The sequence below is a fragment of the Achromobacter sp. SD115 genome, from assembly GCF_017355315.1.
In the GTDB taxonomy this organism is placed as follows: domain Bacteria; phylum Pseudomonadota; class Gammaproteobacteria; order Burkholderiales; family Burkholderiaceae_B; genus Achromobacter; species Achromobacter xylosoxidans_B.
The window spans coordinates 74,272-94,000 of record NZ_JADIJM010000008.1 but is presented as its reverse complement, the minus strand read 5'-3'; the positions used below and the strand labels follow the sequence as shown (position 1 = coordinate 94,000).

The window sequence follows — 19,729 nt, the reverse complement described above, 5'->3', positions numbered from 1 at the left end:
TCAGCTCTTGTGTTTGCCCAGATAGGCCTCGCGCACGCGCTCGCTGGCCAACAACTCCTGGCCCGTGCCCTCCATCACGATGGAGCCCACTTCCAGGACATATGCGCGGTCGGAGATCGCCAGCGCCTGATTGGCCATCTGCTCGACCAGCAGAATCGTCATGCCGCGCTCTTTCAGCGACTTGATGATCTTGAAGATCTCGGCCACGATCAGCGGTGCCAGCCCCAGCGACGGTTCGTCCAGCATCAGGATGCGCGGCTTGCTCATCAGGGCGCGGCAGATCGCCAGCATCTGCTGTTCGCCGCCCGACAGGGTTCCCGCGTACTGCGCGCGGCGCTCTTTCAGGCGCGGGAACATCGCGTAGCAGTGCTCGATCTCCGCAGCCAGCTCGGCGGGCGATTCCTTGCGCAGGAACGCGCCCAGCATCAGGTTGTCGTGGACCGTCTGGTCCGGGAACACCTGGCGTCCTTCCGGCACGTGGGCGATGCCCAGCCCCACGCGCTTGTGCGCGCTGATGCCGCCCAGGTCCTGACCGGCGAACGCAATGTCGCCGGTAGATTTTTCGATGCCCGACAGCGCGCGCATCATGGTGCTCTTGCCCGCGCCGTTGCCGCCGATGATGGTCACGATCTCGTTCGTGTCCACATGCAGCGACACCTGCTTCAGGGCATTGACGGCGCCGTAGCTGACCGCCAGGTTCTTGATGTCCAGTAAACGGCTCATTGCGGTCTCCTATGCCGGCGCGCCCAGGTAGGCTTCGATGACTTTCGGATTCTCCTGGATGTGGTGCGGCAGGCCCGAGGCGATCTTCACGCCGTAGTCCAGCACGACAATATGGTCGGAAATGGCCATGACCAGATCCATGTGATGCTCGATCAGCAGAATGGTCAGGCCCATGTTCTTGAGCTTCACGATCAGCTCGGTCAACTGGTCCGTTTCCGCCGGGTTCAGGCCCGCGGCAGGTTCGTCCAGCAGCAGCAGGTCCGGCATCGCCGCCACCGCGCGCGCAATCTCCAGGCGGCGCTGCAGGCCGTAAGGCAGGCTGTTGGCGGCATCGTCGGCATAGCGGTCCAGCTCGAAGAACTTGAGAATGGCGTAGGCCTGGCGGCGGATGCGCCGTTCCTCCGCCAGGCTGCCGGGCAGGCCCAGCAGGTTGGAGAAGAAGCTCGACTGCTGCACGCGATAGAAGCCGACCATCACGTTCTCCAGCGCGCTCAGCCCGTCGAACAGCTTCAGGTTCTGGAACGTGCGGCCGATGCCCGACGCGGCGATCTCGTTGGGCGACAGGCCCACCATCTGGCGGTTCTTGAAGCGAATGCTGCCGGCGTCCGGCGCCACCAGGCCCGACAAGAGGTTCAGGGTGGTGGTCTTGCCGGCGCCGTTGGGGCCGATCAGCGATACGACGGAACCGCGCTCCAGCGTGAACGACACCTTGTTGGTCGGCACCACGCCGCCGAAGGCCTTGTACAGGTCCTTCACTTCCAGGAAGCCGGCGTCCGCACCGCCGCGGCTGGCCGGCGGAGCCGGTGTCCAGTCGGCAGCGCCTGAGTCAGCGGCCAGCGCCTCGCGTTGGCCGCGCTTGGGCAGCACCTTGGCCAACAGGCCCGCCAGCCCTTCCGGCATGGCGTACAGCGCGAACAGCAGGATCAGGCCATAGGCGAAATGCTGCACTTCCGGCCAGCGCGCCAGCATGGCGTCGATCACCGTCAGCACCACTGCGCCCAGGAAGGAGCCCGCCGGCGTGCGGCCGCCGAACAGCACCAGCACCAGGAAGAACACCGACAGGTTGAAATTGACGAAATCCGAGTTGATGTACTGGTTCTGCTGCGCCACCAGGCCGCCCGCGATGCCGCAGGTGATGGCGCTGATGGCGAAAGCCAGGATCTTGAAGCGGTAGACGCTGATGCCCACGCTCTCGGCCGCGATTTCGGACGTGCGCACCGCGGCGAAGCCGCGGCCGAAACGGCCGTTCAACAACAGCGAGGTCATGGCGTGCAGCGCCAGGCCCAGCACCACGACCACCACCACCCACTGGCGGCTGTCCAGCGGCGCGCCGCCGAAGGTCAGGCCGGTGATGCCGTAGAAACCCTCCTGGCCCTTGAATACGTCGGTCCATTCCGACACGATCTTTTCGATCAACAGGCCGAAGGCGATGGTCACCATCGCCAGGCTTGGCCCCTTGACCTTCAGCGCCGGGATCGCAATCACCACGCCGAACACCGCGGACACGACCGCGGCGCAGACCAGCGCCAGCCAGGGATCGACCTGGTAGTTCACCGTCAGAAGCGCCACCGTGTAGGCGCCCACGCCGAACAGTCCGGCATGGCCCAGCGACTTCTGGCCGGTCTGGCCGACCAGAATGTTGAAACCCGTGGCGGCGATGTAGTAGACCCCGATGTTGAACAGGATCAGCAGATAGAAGTCATTCAAGCCCGAATAGGCGTAGCCGATGGCAAGCGCCGCGATAACAAGGGGAATGAGAATTTTGGAGAGCTTCATACTTTCTCCGCATGCACGCGGCCAAGAATGCCGGCCGGGCGGAAATACAGCACCACGATGATCAACGCGAAAACCGCTATTTCACGCAGGTTCGAATACCAGAGGCCGATCAGCGATTCCAGCAGCCCGATCAGGAAGCCGCCGAAAATGCAGCCGCGCGGATTCTCCAACCCGCCCAGGATCGCGGCGGAAAAGGCCTTGAGCGACAACAGCGTGCCCACGAACACCGAGGCGGTCGCGATCGGCGCAACCATCACGCCCGCGATCGCGGCCAGCGCCGAACTGATCGCGAACACGGCGATCGCCACCGCGTTGGCGTTGATCCCCATCAGACTGGCGGCGGTCTTGCTGAACGCCACCGCGCGCACCGCCTTGCCCATCTTGGTCTTGTGCAAGGCCCAGTCGAACACGATCATCAGCACCAGCGTGGTGCCGAACACCAGGATTTCCTGCGGCCGCACGCCAGTACCCAGGACCGTGATGATGCCTTCGCCCAATGGCGAAGCCACCGCGATGGGCGCCGGGCCCCAGACCAGCAGCGCCAGGTTCTGGATGATGATGCCGAAGCCTATGGTGCTCATCACCCAGGACAGGCCCGCCTCGCCCACGAAGTGGCGGATGGCGGTGATGTAGAGCACATAGCCCAGCAAGCTCAGGACCAGCATGGCGGCCAGCAGGGCGAACAGGAACGTGCCCCAGGTCACGTCCTCCGGATTCGGGAATCCGATCAGCGTGCCCTGGCTGACCAGCAGGATGGCGCTGATGCCGATCAGGCCAGCCAACGCCAGGAACGCGCCCTGTCCGAAGTTGAAGGTCTTGGTCGTGGTGTACGTGATGCTGAACCCGAACGCGACCAGGGCGTAGACGCTGCCCATGGCCAGCCCGCTCAAGATGGCTTGTAGTATTTGCATGCTGGATGCCCCCCTTATTGACGACTCCCCGGCGCGTACTGGCGCGCCGGGGAGAGATCTTTCTCGTTGCCGCGCCGCCTTACAGCTTCAGGTCTTCCGGCTTGATCGCGCGGGTGTACTCATCGTCGACCGTGACCACCTTGCCGTCGATCCAGCGCACCAGGCGGAAATCCTTCACCGACAGCGCTTCGTGGTTCTCGGCCGTGAACGGCTTCTCGTAGGTCTTGATCACGCCCTTGGCCTGAGCCAGGTTCTGCAATGCGGCCTGCACGGCCTCGCCTTCGGTCGACTTGGCCTGCTCCATCGCGGCGGCGATGAGCTTGACCGAGTCATACGCCTGCGCGGCCATGACATAGGTCGGCACGCGGCCATCGCGCTTCATCAGCGTGTCGTACAGCGCCTTGGACTCGGGCGAGGAGTCTTCGGTGATCGACGCCGTGAAGATCATCTTGCTGGCCAGCTCGGGGCCGGCAATGCGCAGGAACGGCGAGCTGAGATTGGCCCAGGAGGCCAGCGTCGTCGGGAAGTAGCTGATCTTTTCCAGGCTGCGCATGACGTGCGCATTGGAGTCCGCCAGCGCGTAGACGATCAGCGTATCGGCGCCCGAGCTCTTGATCTTGTTCAGTTGCGACGACATGTCCGTGTCCTTGGGACCGAACTTCTCGTTGGCCACGGGCGTGATCTTGTGCAGGGCCAGGATCTCGACCGCGTCCTTGGCGCCTTGCTGACCGTAGCCGGTAGTGTCGGCGATGATGGCGACCTTGCCGTTCTTGCTGGCGCGGGCGGCATAGGCCGCCAGCAGCGCAATCTGGTCGCGGTCGCGCATCGAAACGCGGAACACGTAATTGGCCGGCGATTTGGCGTAGCGACCGGTGATGTCGGTGGCAGTAGCCACCGGCGAGATCGTCGGGATCTTCTTCTGCTGCACCAGGTGCAGCCAGGCCAGCATGTTGCCGGAGTTGACGCCGCCCAGCATGGCGTTGACCTTGACGTTGTCGACCAGCTCGTTGGTGTTCTGGATGGCCTTGGGAGGCGCGCCCACATCGTCGCGTTCGACGATGACGACCTTCTTGCCCAGCACGCCACCGGCCGCGTTCAACTCATCGGCCGCCTGACGCGCGCCGGCCAGCGCGGAAATGCCGAAGTCCGCCGAACCGGTGGCCGACATGTCGCTGTTGAAGCCGATCTTGATGTCGTCGGCCAGCGCTGCGCCGCTGGCGCCCGCAAGCGCCGCCGCCAGCAGCAGGGACTTCATCGTCTTGGGAAAATGCTTGAAGTACATCTTGTCTCCTTCTGGATCACTCTGGTGACCGCTGATTGGCAATTCAGGATTGTTTGATGAGGTCGGCGGCCTTGTTGCCGATCATCATGGTGGCCGCGCAGATGTTGGCCGACGGCATGGCTGGCATCACCGAGGAATCGATGACGCGCAGATTGGCGATGCCGTGCACCCGCAGCTGGGGGTCGACCACCGCATACTTGTCATCAGCCTGGCCCATACGGGCCGTGCCATTGACGTGATAGGACGACACGCCATAGCGGCGCGCGAAGTCCAGCAATTCGGAATCGGATTCGCACAGCGGGCCGGGTAGGACTTCGCTGTCGAAGTACGGCGACAGGGCCTGCGAACGCAGCAATTGGCGCGCCAGCCGGATGCCGCGCACCAGCGTCATCTGATCGCGTTCGTTTTCCAGGTAATTGGCCAGAATCACGGGATCCTGCAGCGGGTCCGCCGAGCGGATGCGCACCTGGCCGCGACTCTCGGGACGGTGCTGCCAGACGCCCGCGGTCATGCCGGGAAAATCGTCCAGCATGCCGACATATCCTTCCTTGTAGCTGGCGGGCGTGAACACGCCCTGCAGGTCGGGCAGGGCGAGGTCCGGCGTCGACTTCCAGAAGTAATGCAGCAGCGACGGGCTCAGCGCCATGATGCTGGGGCGCTTCATCATCCAGCGACTGATCTGGCCGGCCAAGCTCAAGCCCTTGACCAGCTGATTCATGGTCTGGCTGTTCTTCACGCGCGCCACGACCCGTACCGAGTAGTGATCGCTCAGGTTCTCGCCCACGCCGGGCAGATCGCAAACCACGTCGATGTTGTGTTGGCGCAGAAACTCCGCCGGCCCCAGGCCGGACAACTGCAACAGCTTGGGTGTGTTGATCGCGCCGCAGGATACGATCACCTCGCGGCGAGCGCGCACCGCGCGGACCTGCGAGGGATGCGCCGGATGGCAGTAGGCCACGCCCACCGCCTTGCCACCGTCGAACAAAATGCGCGTCGCCTGCGCATGGGTACGCACTTCCAGGTTCTTGCGGCCCATGGCCGGCTTGAGGAAGCATTTGGCCGTGCTCATGCGCCAGCCCCGGTCGATGGTGCGCTGGAAGTAGCCCACGCCGGCCTGATCCGCGCCGTTGTAGTCGGGATTGCGCGGGATACCTTGCTCTACGGCGCCGGCGATGAAGGCCTCGCACAGCGGGTGGATCCAGTCTATGTCCGTGACCGGCAGCTCGCCGTTGCGGCCGCGGTAGCGGTCGTCCCCCCCCACCCGTCGTTCCATGGACTTGAAGTACGGCAGCACTTCCTCGTACGACCAGCCGGTGTTGCCCAACTCCGCCCAGTGGTCGAAGTCGGCCGCCTGGCCACGGTTGTAGACCAGGCCGTTGATCGAGGTCGACCCGCCCAGCGTGCGGCCCTGCGGGATCGGCACGCGCCGTCCGTTGGTCTGGGCCGTGCCTTCGCTGGAAAACTGCCAGGCGTACTTCTTGTTGAACACCGCCTTGATGAAGCCAGCGGGTATGTGGAGGTAGGGGCTGCGGTCCGGCGGACCGGCCTCCAGCACGCAGACCGTGGAGCCGTCCGCGCTCAGGCGGTTGGCCAGAATGGAACCGGCCGCGCCGGATCCCACGATCACATAATCGAATTGATCCGCGTCGCGGAGGGTAGGCTGTGCTTGACTCATGTCTGGATCCGCGTACGTCAGGGAACCGCGTTGAACGACTTGCCGGCAAGGCAGACGTACTTGATTTCCAGGAACTCTTCGATGCCGTACTTGGAACCCTCGCGGCCCACGCCCGACTCCTTGACGCCTCCGAAGGGGCCGACCTCGTTGGACACGGCGCCGGTGTTGACGCCGACGATGCCGTACTCCAGCCCTTCCATCATGCGCCAGACCCGTTCCAGGTTGGCGGTGTAGAAGTACGCCGCCAGACCCGAGGCGCTGTCGTTGGCGCGCGCCAGCACCGCGGCCTCGGATTCGAAGGTGCTGATCCCCACCACCGGGCCGAAGATCTCCTCGTGCGCCAGTTCCATGGCGTCGGTGATGCCGGTAATCAGGGTCGGTTCATACAGCAGGGTGCCCGGCTCGCGCAGCTTGCCGCCCGCCAGGAGGCGCGCGCCGCGCGCGGTGGCGTCGTCCACCAGGCGCGCTACCTTGTCCACGGCGCGCTGGTCGATCAGCGGTCCTTGGGTGACACCCTCTTCCAGCCCGCCGCCCACCTTCATGCGGCGCATTTCCGCCAGCAGCTTGTCATTGAAGGCGTCGGCGACGCTGGCATGGACGTAGACGCGGTTGGCGCACACGCAGGTCTGGCCGGCGTTGCGGAACTTGGACAGCACCAGGCCTTGCACCGCTTCGTCCAGATCGGCGTCCTCAAACACGATGAAGGGCGCATTGCCGCCGAGTTCCAGCGACAGCTTCTTGATGTTGGAAGCGCTTTGCTGCATCAGCAGGCGGCCCGTCTGCGTGGAGCCGGTGAAGGTCAGCTTGCGCACCGTGGGGTTCTGCGTCAGCTCCGTGCCGATGGGCGCGGGATCGCCGATGACCACGTTGAGCACGCCCGGCGGCATGCCGGCCTGCTCGCCCAGCCTGGCCAGCGCCAGCGCGGTAAACGGCGTCAGTTCGGATGGCTTGAGCACCACCGTGCAGCCGGCGGCCAGCGCCGGGCTGACCTTGCGCGTGACCAGGGCCGAGGGGAAATTCCAGGCGATGATGGCCGCGCATACACCCACGGGCTGGCGGATGGCCAGCATGCGCTGGTCGCCGCGGGTATGGGGCAGGACATCGCCGTAGACCCGCTTGGCCTCTTCCGCGAACCATTCGACGAAAGACAGCGCGTAGTTGAGTTCACCCCGGGCCTCGGCCAGCGGCTTGCCCTGTTCCAGGGTCAGCAGCAGCGCCAGGTCGTCGGCGTGCGCCTCGATCAGCGCATGCCACTTGCGCAGGATGGCGCCACGCTCTTTGCCCGTCCTGGCCCGCCAGGCCGGCAGTGCGTCATCGGCTGCCGCGATGGCGCGGGCGGTCTCGGCCTGGCCCAGGTTAGGTACCGTGCCCAGCACGCTGGCATCGAAAGGATTGCGCACCGTAATGGTGGCGCCATTGTCGGCGTCGCACCAGGCGCCGCCGATGTAGGCCTGCTGCCGCAGCAGCTGGCTATTCTGCAGATTCATTTGTCTCGCACTCCATCCATCATGCTCCGCACGGTCCACACTGGGGGCCGGACGGAATTTTTTGGGGAGGATAGCCCTGGCGCCCGCCTGCACAACAGCAGTCATTAGCGATGCCGCCATCGTCATCCGCGATGACAAACCCGCACATGGCTACAATGGGCCATCTCGTCCGCTTTCCCGTCCGTCCCGCCATGCGCCTCGATCCCACCTCCCTCAAGCTATTCATCAGCGTGGTCGAGCAAGGCACCATCGCCGCGGCGGCCGAACATGAGCACATCGCCGCGGCCGCCATCAGCAAGCGGATCAGCGAACTGGAAGAGAACCTCAAGATCCGGCTGCTCATCCGCACCAACAAGGGCATCCGCCCCACGCCGGCCGGCATCGCGTTGTCCACCATGGCGCGGCGCGCCCTGCACGAGCTCGATGAAATCTCGGTGCACATGCGCGACTACTCGCGCGGCCTGCGTGGCTTCATCCGGGTGCACGCCAATATTTCCGCGATCACCCAGTTCCTGCCGCAGGACATCAAGCTATTCCTGAACGACTATCCCAACGTGCAGGTCGATCTGGAAGAGAAAATCACCTCGACCATCATCAAATCAGTGGCCGAAAACGCAGCCGATGTGGGCATCTTCTCGGGCACGGCGCCGGACCACGATGTAGAGATTCTTCCCTACCGCGAAGACACGCTTGCCCTGGTCGTGCCCGCCGACCATCCGCTGCAGGAAAAACCGGGCTTTCGCTTCGCCGAAGCGCTGGAACATGATTTCGTCGGCTTGCACCGTGGCAGCGCCATCAACCGCATCCTGTCCAACGCCGCCAGCGACGAGAAACGCAACATCCAGCTCAAGGTGCAGGTCACCGGTTTTGACGCGTTGTGCTTCATGGTGAACTCGGGGCTGGGCATAGGCGTGCTGCCGCTGGACATCGCACGCCGCTACTCGGTCATGTTCGACATCCGCATCATTCCGCTGACCGAAGCCTGGGCGCGACGCCAGATCCAGATCTGCGTGCGATCCTTCGACGCCTTGCCCACGGCCGCTAAGCTTTTTGTGAACCACCTGAGCAAGCGCCAGCCCTGATTTGAGGTTTGAGAGCCCCGCCCGGGCATCGATGCCCGGGCGCAAAAAAACGGAGACGGAATGACCGTCTCCGCCGCTGTCACGTGTATTCCTGCGTCAGTACGTCATGCGCACGCCGAGCAGCACGCTGCGTCCGGGCAGCGGCGCCACCGTCGAAATGAAGGACGCGTGGTTGTAGGCCAGCTTGTTCAGCAGGTTGGTGCCGCGCAGGTAGACTTCATAACCCGTAGCGCCGTACTGGCCGCGATAGGCCACTACCGCATTGACCATGTTGTAGCCAGGCGTGCTCTCCTCGTAGGCGGCGATGTCCTTCTGCGCAAACACGCGCGCGTATTCGACACCGCCCGACCACTGCTGCCACTTCATGTTGGCGCGCACGCCGGCGCGCGCCGCCGGGATGCGCGGCAGGTTGCCGTCGCCGCCCGTCAGCTTGCCGCGCACGTAGTCGCCGAACACCGCGGCCGAGAACACAGGAGTGAACTGATGGCGCAGTTCGCCTTCCACGCCGGTGAACTCCGCGTCGCGCTGGGTGTATTCGATCAGGCGGAAGTCTTCGTAGCGATCCAGCGTGTTGGCGTAGATGTAGTTCTTCACCCGGTTGTGGAACACGCTGGCCGAGAACGTGGTGTCGCCGGCGTGCTTGCGCAGGGTCAGGTCGATGTTGTGCGAGGTCTCGCGGCCCAGGTCCGCATTGCCCAGTTCATAGGTGTTGGTGGCCAGGTGCACGCCGTCCGCATACAGTTCCTGCGCGGTAGGCAGGCGCTGCGAACGCGACAGGGACAGGGCCACGGAATACTGCGGCGCGAAGTCCCAGATGGCGGCGGCCGACAAGGAAGTGCCAGACAGACTGCTGCGCGCAGCCCCGCCCGTCGGCGAGATGCGTTGCCAGTCCTGGCGCGCGCCCAGTTCGAAACGCCAGTCGTTCAGTTGGTACTCCTCCAGCACGAACAAGCCGTAGGAGCGCGTCTTGCTGCGGGGCAGGAAGGCCTCTTCGCCGTCGGCGCGGAAATCGCTGTAGGCGTTCTGCACGCCCACCACGCCGCGCCAACCCGCGATGGGCTTGTGCTGCATTTCCACGCGCAGGTCATAGCCCTTGTTCTTGAAGCGCGTGCCGACTTCGCCTCCTTCGATCTCGTCGTGCTGGTAGTCGGTCAGGCCGCCCCGCACGCGGATCTTCTCGAAGCCCGCGAACGGATCCTGGTACTCGGCGCGCAGGTCGAGGCGGTTACTGCGCAGCTTCACGTAGGGTACGCCGCCATGCTCGTGTTCATGGTCGTGGTCGTGGCCTTCTTCGCCGTGGCCATGGTCATGCCCGCCGCAATGCAGATGCGTGCCATGCGGGTGGCAGCCCTCGTATTCGTGATTGTGCCCAGGCAGGCCGTACTTGCTTTCGAGATGCGTGAACGCCAGGCCGACATAGCCGCGCGGCGTGATCCACGACATGCCCACCGTACCTTGCGTCGACTCGCTGTACGAGCCTTCCAGCTTGCCGCCAGGCCAGTCGGGCACGTCATAGTCGCTGGTGCGGCGCTTCAAACCTTCCACGCGTACCGCGAACCGACCTTCGCCCGCGGTGATGCCCACCGCGCCCGCGCGTTCCTTGGTGCCGGTGGCGCCGCGCAACTCGGCTTCGGCCTCTATGCCTTTTTCCGGCACTGCCGTCGGGATCTTCTTGTCCACCACATTGACCACGCCGCCGATGGCGCCGCCGCCATACAGCAGTGTGGCGGGGCCGCGCAGCACTTCGATGCGCTCTGCCAGCAGCGGCTCCACCGTCACCGCATGGTCGGGAGAAATGCTGGACGCGTCCATCACTTCGGAACCGTCGGACAGCACCTTCACGCGTGGCGCGGTCTGTCCTCGGATCACGGGGCGGCTGGCGCCGCCGCCGAAGGTATCGCTATTGACCCCCGGCAGGTTCTTCAAGGTGTCGCCCAGGGTGCCGTTGCGCTGTTCGATCAGTTCGTCGCCTTCCAGCACCGAGGCAGGCAGCGCGGTGCTGTTCAGGTCCAGCCCCAGCGGATTGGCGGATACCGTGATCGGCGCCAGCGTCTTGGCGGCCGCGCGTTCGGCCGCGGCCTCGTCGGCCTGCGCCGCGGGCGCGGCCAGCATCAGCGCGCAAACCAGGGGTTTCAGCGCGCCCCGGCGGCCTGCCTGCAGGGTAGCCCTGCTGCCGCGTTTTCTTTGCCACCCCAGCGTCTTGCCATTCATCATCGTCCTCTTTCAAATGTTATAACGTACCAATTAATTAGCGAATGATATAACATTTCGTATAGTTGCGAAGACAGAATCGCCGTTGCTTGCGCACTCACCCTGTGCCAGAAAGCAAAAAAGCCGGCAGTGGACGCCACTGCCGGCCGGATATCGAGCGGCCTGCGGGCCGCCTCGGATACTGCGCGGACTAGTGTGCCCGGCCCGCGATCTCGCCCACCACCCGCACGCGCGCGCGCACGGCATTGCCGGGCAGGTAAGCCAACGGAATGTCTTCCTGTTCGATGACGGTGACGGTCGCCGCGTCCGCCCCGGCGGCCACCGCCCGTTCCACGGCGATGGCACGCGCGCGCTCCAGCAGTTCGTCGCGCCCCATGTTGGTGAAGATCTGGTCCACTTCCCCGGAGACCTGGGCGATAGCCGCGCCGACCGCGTTGGCGACGGCGTGGTTCGGCACACGCACCACTTCAGAGAATCCCGGCACATGATCGGGAATCAGCACGGAACCCCCGCCTACCGCAATGAGAGGCACGTCGCGCGCGTCGCTCTTCATGCGGTCGCAGGCCTCGGAGATGGCTTCGTGGATGCGCGCCAGCGCGCCGCGCACCATGGCGGGATCCAGATGCGCCACGCGGGAACGGTCGCCGATGTCTGCCAGGCCGGCGGCCACGGCGATGTCGGTGCAGGTCAGCTGCTTGCCGCCGAACACCAGCGCCTCTTCGAGCAGCCGGTGGCCCACGCTGACAGGACCGACCTGCAGGGTGCGCGGATCGACCAGCGTACCGCCGCCCACGCCGATGGACAGCAGATCGGGCATGCGGAACGCGGTGCGCACGCCGCCCACCTCGACCATGTTGTTGGCCTGGCGCGGGAAGCCGTTCTGCACGCAGCCGACATCGGCGGTGGTGCCGCCCACGTCGCACACCACCGCGTCGTTGATCGAGGCCAGGAAGACCGCGCCGCGCATCGAGTTGGTGGGACCCGAAGCAAACGAATGCACCGGGAAATCGCGCGCATTCTCCGCCAGGGTCACGGTGCCGTCATTCTGTGTCAGGAACAGCGGCGCGCGGATGCCGCTGTCGGCCAACGCCTGAACGAAGGCGTCGGTAGTCTTGTGCGCCAGATTGATCAGGGTCGCGTTCAGCAGCGCCACGTTCTCGCGGCCCAGCAGGCCGATGCGGCCGAGCTGGTGCGAATAGGTGATGCGGCAATCGGGATGTTCCTGCTGCAGAATTTCTCCGGCGCGCAGTTCGGCCGTGCCGATCAGGGGCGAGAACACGCCGCTGATCGCGACGGTGGACACACCCGACGCGCGGATGGCCCGGGCCGCGTCACGCACGGCGGCCTCGTCCAGCGGCATAAGCTCGCGGCCGTCGAATTCGTGGCCGCCCTGCACCAGATAGGTGCCGCCATTGACCTTCTGCGCCAGGTCCTCGGGCCAGTCGCAGAACGGCAACAGCGACGCCGCCGCCGGCAGGCAGACGCGCAAGGCGGCCGCCGGCTCCAGGTCGCGCCGCTGCACCACCGCGTTGGTGAAGTGCGTGGTGCCTATCATCACCGCGTCCGGACTGCCTGCCTCGGGGCAGGCCTGGATAAGCGCCGCCAGGGCGCGGCGCACGCCCGTCGTCACGTCCGCGGTGGTGGGCGACTTGACCGCGCCCAGGACCTGATCGTCCCGCACAAATACGGCGTCCGTGTTGGTGCCGCCTACGTCGATACCGATGTGTTTCATGTCTATGGTTCTATGCGAAGACCGAGCGATAGTCGAAGTCGAAGCCGAAAGCCCGCGGCCCCACCAATTCCAGGCCGCGCGGCGTGGTGAACACGGACGGCGCGGGCAAGGCCAGCACGCTGACGCGCTGGCCGAAACGCAGCACGTCGGTGCCGATGCCGTCGCCGCTGACCGAATCCAGCACGCAGATCAGGTCGGGCGTCATCACCTCGGGTACGCCATCGCGCTCACCCACCGAGAATTCGTTCTGGAAGTGCAGCGCGTAACGCGAACCCCGGTCGTCGCCGAGGCCTTCCAGGATGGCGCGGCCGCGCAGAAAGCCCGCCGTGGTGCGGCGTTCCACGTCCACCACCTTGCCGGTGAACATACGCTTGCCGGCGGTTTCCTGCAGCACGGCGCCAATCACGTCGTCATGTTGGCGGCGCGCGCGCAGCACCACCTCGCCCAGGCGGATCGCCTTGCTGACGGTATAGAGAATGCCGTGGTCCTTTACTTCGCTGCCGCTGCGCGGCGTCTTGCAGGTGGCGGCGGTGGACCCCATTTCCACCACCACCTTGCGGCTCAGGCGCTCCACCCACGTCGCCGACGCCGCGCGCGTGACGATCACCTCGTTGTCGCGGATGTCGGCTACGGCCAGCGGATACATGGGCAGGCCGTTGGCGGCGAAGCTGGTCATCTGCGCTTCGGGATAGGCGCGGCCCATGCTGTCCGCATCCACCACTGGCAAGCCCATCAGCGCCGCCACCATGAAAGGCTGCAGGCCGTTGCCGCCGCCGATTTCCAGCGCCATGATGGCGCGGAATCGCGCACCGCAGTATTCCTCCATCATGCGCACCGGCTTGACCGCGAAATGCGGATCGGCCAGGCGTTCCTGCCCGACCAACGGCGCGCCCATGCCCGACACCACGGCCACGCGGTCGTCGTCGTTCAGGTACATGGGATCCAGCAGCGAGGCGCGATAGCCCTTTTTGTAGAGCTGTCGCATGTTCAGCAGTTTCTGGTAGGGATCGCCGCCGCCGCCAGTGCCCAGAATCCAGGCGCCCACGGCCAGGGCTTCCATCTCTTCGGCGGATACGACGCGCGTTCCGGTAGTTGTGCTTGCGGCTACAGATAGCATGGTTCGATGTGTTCTGAAGGGAACCGGGATGGGAAGCAAACCTTACTTCGCGCCGAAGAGGCCGGGCAAATTGAATATGCGCATGATGCGCATAGACCCAAATCATGCGCCCTCCATGTGTTGAACCTATGTGCCGCATTCTTCGTATTTATTTGCCGTCGGGTGGTGCATCTGCAAATATCAGCCCACGGTTTCCGGCACCAACCGGCGAGCGATATACAAGGGGAAATACCAATGCGGCAACGCCTGAGCAACTTCCTGCTGGCAGCGGCCATCGCCTGCGCGCCGGCTGCCTCGCATGCGTTCGAGACATCGAATGGCAAGCGCATCCTGGTCATCGGCGGACAGCAGGCCGTGTCCGTGATGGACCCGGCCCAGAAGTACGACTTGTCCATCCGTACCATCCAGCAGGCCACGTATGACGCCTTGCTGAAGTACGAAGGCGACCCGCCCGAACTCAAGCCCTGGCTGGCCACGTCCTGGTCGGCGAATGAAGACGCCACCGAATGGACCTTCAAGCTCGATCCGCGCGCCAAGTTCCAGAACGGCGACCCGGTGGACGCGGCCGCGGTGAAGGCCTCGTTCGAGCGCACGCTGAAACTGAACAAGGGCCCCGCCTGGATGTTCTCGGACTTTCTCAAGGCCGAGAACATCATGGTCGACGATCCCCAGACCATCCGCTTCAAGCTGACCCGGCCCTACGCCGCCTTCCTGGGCCTGGTCCCCTGGTGGTACGTGGTCAACGTGAAGGAAGCGATGGCGCACGAGCAGAACGGCGACTACGGCCAGCAATGGCTGACCGAGCACACGGCCGGTTCCGGCCCGTTCCGCGTCAAGCGCGTGGAGCCGAACTCGCTCTACGAGCTGGAAACCTGGAACGAGTACTGGAAGGGCTGGCCCCAACCTGAAAAGGCGCGCCTGGGCGGCATCATCTACCGCGTCATCACCGAGAACTCCAGCCGCCGCGCGGCGCTGGCGCGCGGCGAGATCGACATCGCGGGCAGCCTGTCACCCGAAGACATCGACCAGCTCGCCACGGTCAAGGGCGTCAAGATCGGCCGCAAGCCCGGCATGGGCGGCTTCGGCCTCAAGTTCAACACACAAGGCAAGTACACCTCCGACCTGAACCTGCGGCGCGCGCTCGCCTACGCTTTCGACTACGACTCGCTGCTGAAGATCTACAACGGCAAGGCGCGCTTGATGGACAGCCCGTTCCCGCCGTCGGTGCAAGGCCACATCGCGGTGCCGGACATGCCGCGCCGCGACATGGACCGCGCGCGCGCCTACCTGGCCAAGTCGAAATGGCCGCAAGGCGGCATCGAACTCGAATACGTGTACGTGCAGGGCCTGGAAGAAGAACGCCAGATGGGCCTGCTGCTTATCGACAATCTCAAGCCATTGGGCATCACGATCCGCATGGTGCCGCTGACCTGGCCGAACATGGTGGCGCGCGGCTCCAAGGTGGAGACCTCGCCGGACATCTTCGCGTCGTTCACGTCGGTGATGTCGATCGACCCCGAATCCGTGGCCTACATGTATCACAAGGGTTCCTGGGGCCAGTACTACGGCACGCACTTCCTGGACGACCCCGAGCTGTTCGCGCTGATCGACCGCGCCCGCACCCTGTCGGCCTGGCCGCAGCGCCAGCCGCTGTATGAAGAGATCCAGCGCCGCATCGTCGCCGACCAGCCCGAGATCTTCGGCATGATCCGCGACCGCACCACGGCCTCGCGCGACTACGTGCAGGGCCTGTTGGATTCGCCGATCCGCATGGCCAGCGAATTCGATCTGTATCCGCTGTACATCGGCCGCTAGGAAATACCGGCGTCATGCTGCGCTTCATACTCAAACGCTCCGCCTTCATGCTGTTGATGCTGGCCGGGCTGCTGGCCATCACCTTCACGATCTCGCACGTGGCGCCGGGAGATCCCGCGCGCCTGGCGGCCGGCCCCAATGCCACCGAGGCGATGGTGCAGACCATCCGCGCCGAGTACGGCATGGACCAGTCTGTGCTGAGGCAATTCGGAAACTACCTCGGAGGCGTGCTGCACGGAGACCTGGGGCGCTCCATCACCACCACGCGGCCGGTGTTCCAGGACCTGCTGCGCTATTTTCCGGCCACGCTGGAACTGGTGAGCTTTGCGATTCTGCTGTCCATCGTCGGCGGCGTGACGCTGGGCACCGTCGCCGCGGCGACGCAGAACCGCTGGCCGGACCACCTGATCCGGCTGCTGTCGACCTCGGGCGTGGCCTTTCCGATGTTTTCCCTGGGCCTGCTGCTGAAGTATGTGTTTGCGCAGCACATGGAGTGGCTGCCGCTAGGGGGCCGGCTGGACATGCTGGCCATTCCGCCCGATCCCATCACCGGCTTCTACACCATCGACAGCCTGCTGCGCGGCGATTTCGAAACCTTTGTTTCCGCGCTCAGCTACATGATCCTGCCAGCACTGGCGTTGGCGTTTCCCGCGCTGGCCTCCATCATCCGCGTGAACCGCGCGGAAATGCTGGAAGTCCTGCGGCAGGACTACATCGTGGCGGCGCGCGCGCACGGCGTGGCGCCATGGCGCGTGATCGCCAAGTACGCCCTGCGCAACGCCATGCTGCCCACGCTGGCCATGATAGGCCTGCGCTTCGGTTGGATGCTGGGTGGAACCGTGCTGATCGAGTCGGTGTTCGATTGGCCCGGCATCGGTCTGTATGCCGTGCAAGCCACCATGAACTCCGATTTCCAGCCCATCATGGGCGTCACGTTGGTGCTGGGCGCAAGCTTCATGCTGATCAACTTCGCCATCGACATCATCTACGGCATGCTGGACCCGCGGGTCCGCCATCAAGGCTAGCGCACCATGTCCACCACGGCCATCTCCCCGCCGCCGCGCACGCAACACGGCCTTTCCCGGCAGTTGCGCCTGTACGCAGCCACCTTCGCGCGTAACAAGTCCGCCATGCTGGGCCTGGTCATCGTGATCGCGTTCCTGCTGGTGGCGCTGTTCGCACCCTGGCTCGCGCCCTATCCCGAGGACGCCGCCGGTTCCGTCAAGCTGGCGCAGAAGCTGCTGCCTCCAAGCCCGGCCCACTGGTTCGGCACCGACGAAATGGGCAACGACGTGCTGTCGCGCGTCATCCTCGGCGCCCGCACCTCGCTGCAGATCGGACTCACCATCACCTGCATCGCCGCGCTCATCGGCGTGCCGCTGGGCGTCATCGCCGGCTACTTCGGCGGCCGTGTGCAGGAACTGATCATGCGCGTCACCGACATCTTCCTGTCGGTCCCCGGCCTGGTGCTGGCCATCGCCATCGTGGGCGCGCTCGGGCCCGGCATCCTGAACGCCATGATCGCGCTGTCGCTGGTGTGGTGGCCGGGCTATGTGCGGCTGGTGCAGGCCAAGACCCTCTCGCTGAAGGGCGAGGTCTATATCGACGCGGCCCGCATGATGGGCGCCGGCCCCCTGCGCATCGTGTTCGTCCACATCCTGCCCAACTGCGTGTCGCCCATCGTCATCAAGGCATCCATGGACATGGGCATGGCCATTCTCAGCGCGGCCAGCCTGGGCTTCCTGGGCCTGGGCGCGCAGCCGCCCTCGCCCGAATGGGGCGCCATGATCTCGGTGGGCCGCAACTATCTGCCGCAATGGTGGTGGTACTCGGCTTTCCCCGGACTGGCCATCTACCTCACGGTGCTAGGCTTCAACCTGATAGGCGACGGGCTGCGCGATGTGCTCGACCCGAAGCAAAGGAGCTGATGGGATGGACGCTCCCCTGTTGGAATTCGACGATTTCCGCCTGCATTTCGATACCTTCGACGGCAGCTACCAGGCGCTGGACGGCGTCACGCTCAGCATCGCCCCCGGAGAAAGCCTGGGCATCGTCGGCGAGACCGGCTGCGGCAAGTCGGTCACCGCGAAAAGCGTGCTGGGCCTGGTGCCTAGTCCGCCCGCCCGCGTCGTCAGCGGCGACCTGCGCTACCGCGGCCGCAGCCTGTTGGGCATAGGCGAGGCCGCCATGCGCCGGATCCGCGGCGTGGAGATCGCCATGATCTTCCAGGATCCGATGACCTATCTGAATCCGCTGTTCACCATCGGCGACCAGATGTCCGCGGTGATCGCGGCGCACGACGCCGGCAAGCCCCGCGGCCAGCGCCGCTCCGGCAACCAGCGACGGCGCCTAGCCGCCGAGATGCTGGCGCGCGTGCACCTGCCCAACCCGGATACGCAGTTGGAGCGCTATCCGCATCAGTTGTCGGGCGGGCAACGCCAGCGCGTGCTGATCGCCATGGCTCTGTCCGGCTCGCCATCGCTGCTGATCGCCGACGAGCCGACGACCGCGCTGGACGTCACCATCCAGGCGCAGATCCTGGACCTGCTGGACGAACTGCGGCGCGACCTGGGCCTGGCCATCCTGCTGATCTCGCACGACCTGGGCGTGATCTCGCGGGTGTGCGACCGCGTGGCCGTCATGTATGCGGGTACCGTGGTCGAGACCGCGCCGGTCGAAGACCTGTTCGACAACCCGCGCCATCCCTACACGCGCGGCCTGCTGGCCTCGGTGCCGCACCCGCGCAAGCCGGCCCAGGCGCTGGCGGGCATACCCGGCACGGTGCCCAATCTGCTGCATCCACCGACGGGCTGCCGCTACCAGGCGCGTTGCGCGCAAGCCGTGCCCGCTTGCGCGCAACAACGGCCGCCCACCCTGACGCTCGCTCCCCGCCACACCGCCGCCTGTATCCTGCTGGCGCAAGACCACGCCTACGGCACTGCCACCCATGCTGCTTGAACTGCGCTCCGTTTCCCGTGATTTCCGCCTGAACGACGGCCGCGTCCTGCACGCGGTCAGCGATGTGGACCTGGCGATCGAGCCCGGCCAGGCGCTCGGCCTGGTGGGTGAATCCGGCTGCGGCAAGTCCACCCTGGGTCGCCTGTGCGCGCGCGCCCTGGATCCGTCGCGCGGCAGCGTCCACTTCGATGGCCGCGACGTCACCCGGCTCAGTCCGCGCGACCTGCGCGCCTTGCGGCGTTCGGTGCAGTTCATCTTCCAGGATCCGCATTCCGCGCTGAACCCGCGCATGACCATCCTGCGCAGCGTATCGGAACCATTGATCCTGCATACGGACCTGCGCGGCGCCCGCCTACGGGCGCAGGCCGCCGAACTGATGGAGATGGTCGGCCTGCCTGCCCAGTTTCTCAGCCGCTATCCGCACGAGCTTTCGGGCGGCCAGAAGCAGCGCGTCTGCATCGCCCGCGCCATCGCGCTCAAGCCCAGGCTGCTGGTGCTGGATGAGCCCACCTCGGCGCTGGACGTTTCGGTACAGGCGCAGATCCTGTCGTTCCTGAAGGAACTGCAAACGCGCTTCAACCTGTCCTACCTGTTCATCTCGCACAACCTGGCCGTGATCCGTGCGCTTTGTCCGCGAGTGGCGGTCATGTACCTGGGGCGCATCGTCGAACAAGGGCCTACCGAAGACGTCTTCGTCCAGCCGCGCCACCCCTACGCCGAGGCGCTGATCGATGCCATCCCCGTGCCGGAAGGCCGCCAGCCCGCGCGCCGCATCACGCTGCAAGGCGATATTCCCTCGCCCATCGACCTGCCGCGCGGCTGCTCCTTCGCTTCGCGCTGCGGCAAGGCGATCGCCGGCCTTTGCGACGCCGCGCAGCCCGGCCTGTACACCACCGGCCCCGCGCACGAGGTGCGCTGCCACCTCTATGCCCCGGCGTGACGGCGGGCGGCGAGGCAACG

Annotated in this window: 15 protein-coding genes; 6 read left to right on the top strand and 9 right to left on the bottom strand. The window is 65.5% G+C overall.

The window, feature by feature from the left end; genetic code table 11:
- From IPU70_RS13525 to IPU70_RS13500, 6 genes are all read right to left on the bottom strand, one after another.
- Window positions 1–723 (bottom strand): ABC transporter ATP-binding protein, encoded by a 723-nt coding sequence (locus IPU70_RS13525; RefSeq protein WP_013396575.1) that lies wholly within the window; start codon window positions 721–723, stop codon window positions 1–3.
- Window positions 724–732: 9 nt separating this feature from the next.
- Window positions 733–2,499, bottom strand: a complete 1,767-nt coding sequence (locus tag IPU70_RS13520) for an ATP-binding cassette domain-containing protein (protein ID WP_207467940.1) — start codon at window positions 2,497–2,499, stop codon at window positions 733–735.
- On the bottom strand, window positions 2,496–3,410 hold the full coding sequence (locus IPU70_RS13515; protein WP_207467939.1) for a branched-chain amino acid ABC transporter permease: 915 nt from the start codon (window positions 3,408–3,410) through the stop codon (window positions 2,496–2,498). Before IPU70_RS13515 ends, IPU70_RS13520 begins: the two co-directional genes overlap by 4 nt.
- A 79-nt stretch (window positions 3,411–3,489) precedes the next feature.
- Window positions 3,490–4,692 (bottom strand): ABC transporter substrate-binding protein, encoded by a 1,203-nt coding sequence (locus tag IPU70_RS13510; protein ID WP_207467938.1) that lies wholly within the window; start codon window positions 4,690–4,692, stop codon window positions 3,490–3,492.
- Window positions 4,693–4,735: 43 nt separating this feature from the next.
- Window positions 4,736–6,367, bottom strand: a complete 1,632-nt coding sequence (locus tag IPU70_RS13505) for a GMC family oxidoreductase (protein ID WP_207467937.1) — start codon at window positions 6,365–6,367, stop codon at window positions 4,736–4,738.
- Between the two features lie 17 nt (window positions 6,368–6,384).
- Window positions 6,385–7,854: an NAD-dependent succinate-semialdehyde dehydrogenase gene (locus tag IPU70_RS13500; RefSeq protein ID WP_207467936.1), complete on the bottom strand. Its 1,470-nt coding sequence runs from the start codon at window positions 7,852–7,854 to the stop codon at window positions 6,385–6,387.
- Between the two features lie 191 nt (window positions 7,855–8,045).
- On the opposite strand from IPU70_RS13500, the gene IPU70_RS13495 reads away from it, so the two are divergent.
- Window positions 8,046–8,936 carry a LysR substrate-binding domain-containing protein gene (locus IPU70_RS13495; RefSeq protein ID WP_207468135.1) on the top strand — a complete coding sequence of 297 codons (891 nt, stop codon included), beginning with the start codon at window positions 8,046–8,048 and terminating at the stop codon, window positions 8,934–8,936.
- A 96-nt stretch (window positions 8,937–9,032) separates the two neighbouring features.
- Here IPU70_RS13495 and IPU70_RS13490 read toward each other — a convergent pair whose 3' ends face one another.
- The 3 genes from IPU70_RS13490 to IPU70_RS13480 form a co-directional block, all read right to left on the bottom strand.
- Window positions 9,033–11,048 (bottom strand): TonB-dependent receptor domain-containing protein, encoded by a 2,016-nt coding sequence (locus IPU70_RS13490; RefSeq protein ID WP_242702497.1) that lies wholly within the window; start codon window positions 11,046–11,048, stop codon window positions 9,033–9,035.
- A gap of 289 nt (window positions 11,049–11,337) precedes the next feature.
- On the bottom strand, window positions 11,338–12,879 hold the full coding sequence (locus tag IPU70_RS13485; RefSeq protein ID WP_207467934.1) for a hydantoinase/oxoprolinase N-terminal domain-containing protein: 1,542 nt from the start codon (window positions 12,877–12,879) through the stop codon (window positions 11,338–11,340).
- Window positions 12,880–12,889: 10 nt separating this feature from the next.
- A complete protein-coding gene (locus IPU70_RS13480; RefSeq protein ID WP_207467933.1) occupies window positions 12,890–13,996 on the bottom strand; it encodes a DUF917 domain-containing protein in 1,107 nt (368 codons plus the stop codon).
- Window positions 13,997–14,230: 234 nt separating this feature from the next.
- On the opposite strand from IPU70_RS13480, the gene IPU70_RS13475 reads away from it, so the two are divergent.
- From IPU70_RS13475 to IPU70_RS13455, 5 genes are read left to right on the top strand one after another with little or no spacing between them, the layout of a single operon-like run.
- Window positions 14,231–15,811, top strand: a complete 1,581-nt coding sequence (locus tag IPU70_RS13475) for an ABC transporter substrate-binding protein (protein ID WP_207467932.1) — start codon at window positions 14,231–14,233, stop codon at window positions 15,809–15,811.
- Window positions 15,812–15,825: 14 nt separating this feature from the next.
- On the top strand, window positions 15,826–16,836 hold the full coding sequence (locus tag IPU70_RS13470) for an ABC transporter permease (protein ID WP_207467931.1): 1,011 nt from the start codon (window positions 15,826–15,828) through the stop codon (window positions 16,834–16,836).
- Window positions 16,837–16,842: 6 nt separating this feature from the next.
- Window positions 16,843–17,739 (top strand): nickel transporter permease, encoded by an 897-nt coding sequence (gene nikC / locus IPU70_RS13465; RefSeq protein WP_207467930.1) that lies wholly within the window; start codon window positions 16,843–16,845, stop codon window positions 17,737–17,739.
- Between the two features lie 4 nt (window positions 17,740–17,743).
- The gene (locus tag IPU70_RS13460; protein ID WP_207467929.1) at window positions 17,744–18,769 is read left to right on the top strand and encodes an ABC transporter ATP-binding protein; all 1,026 of its coding nucleotides are present in this window, start codon (window positions 17,744–17,746) and stop codon (window positions 18,767–18,769) included.
- On the top strand, window positions 18,759–19,709 hold the full coding sequence (locus tag IPU70_RS13455; RefSeq protein ID WP_207467927.1) for an ABC transporter ATP-binding protein: 951 nt from the start codon (window positions 18,759–18,761) through the stop codon (window positions 19,707–19,709). Before IPU70_RS13460 ends, IPU70_RS13455 begins: the two co-directional genes overlap by 11 nt.
- The last annotated feature ends 20 nt before the right edge of the window (window positions 19,710–19,729 follow it).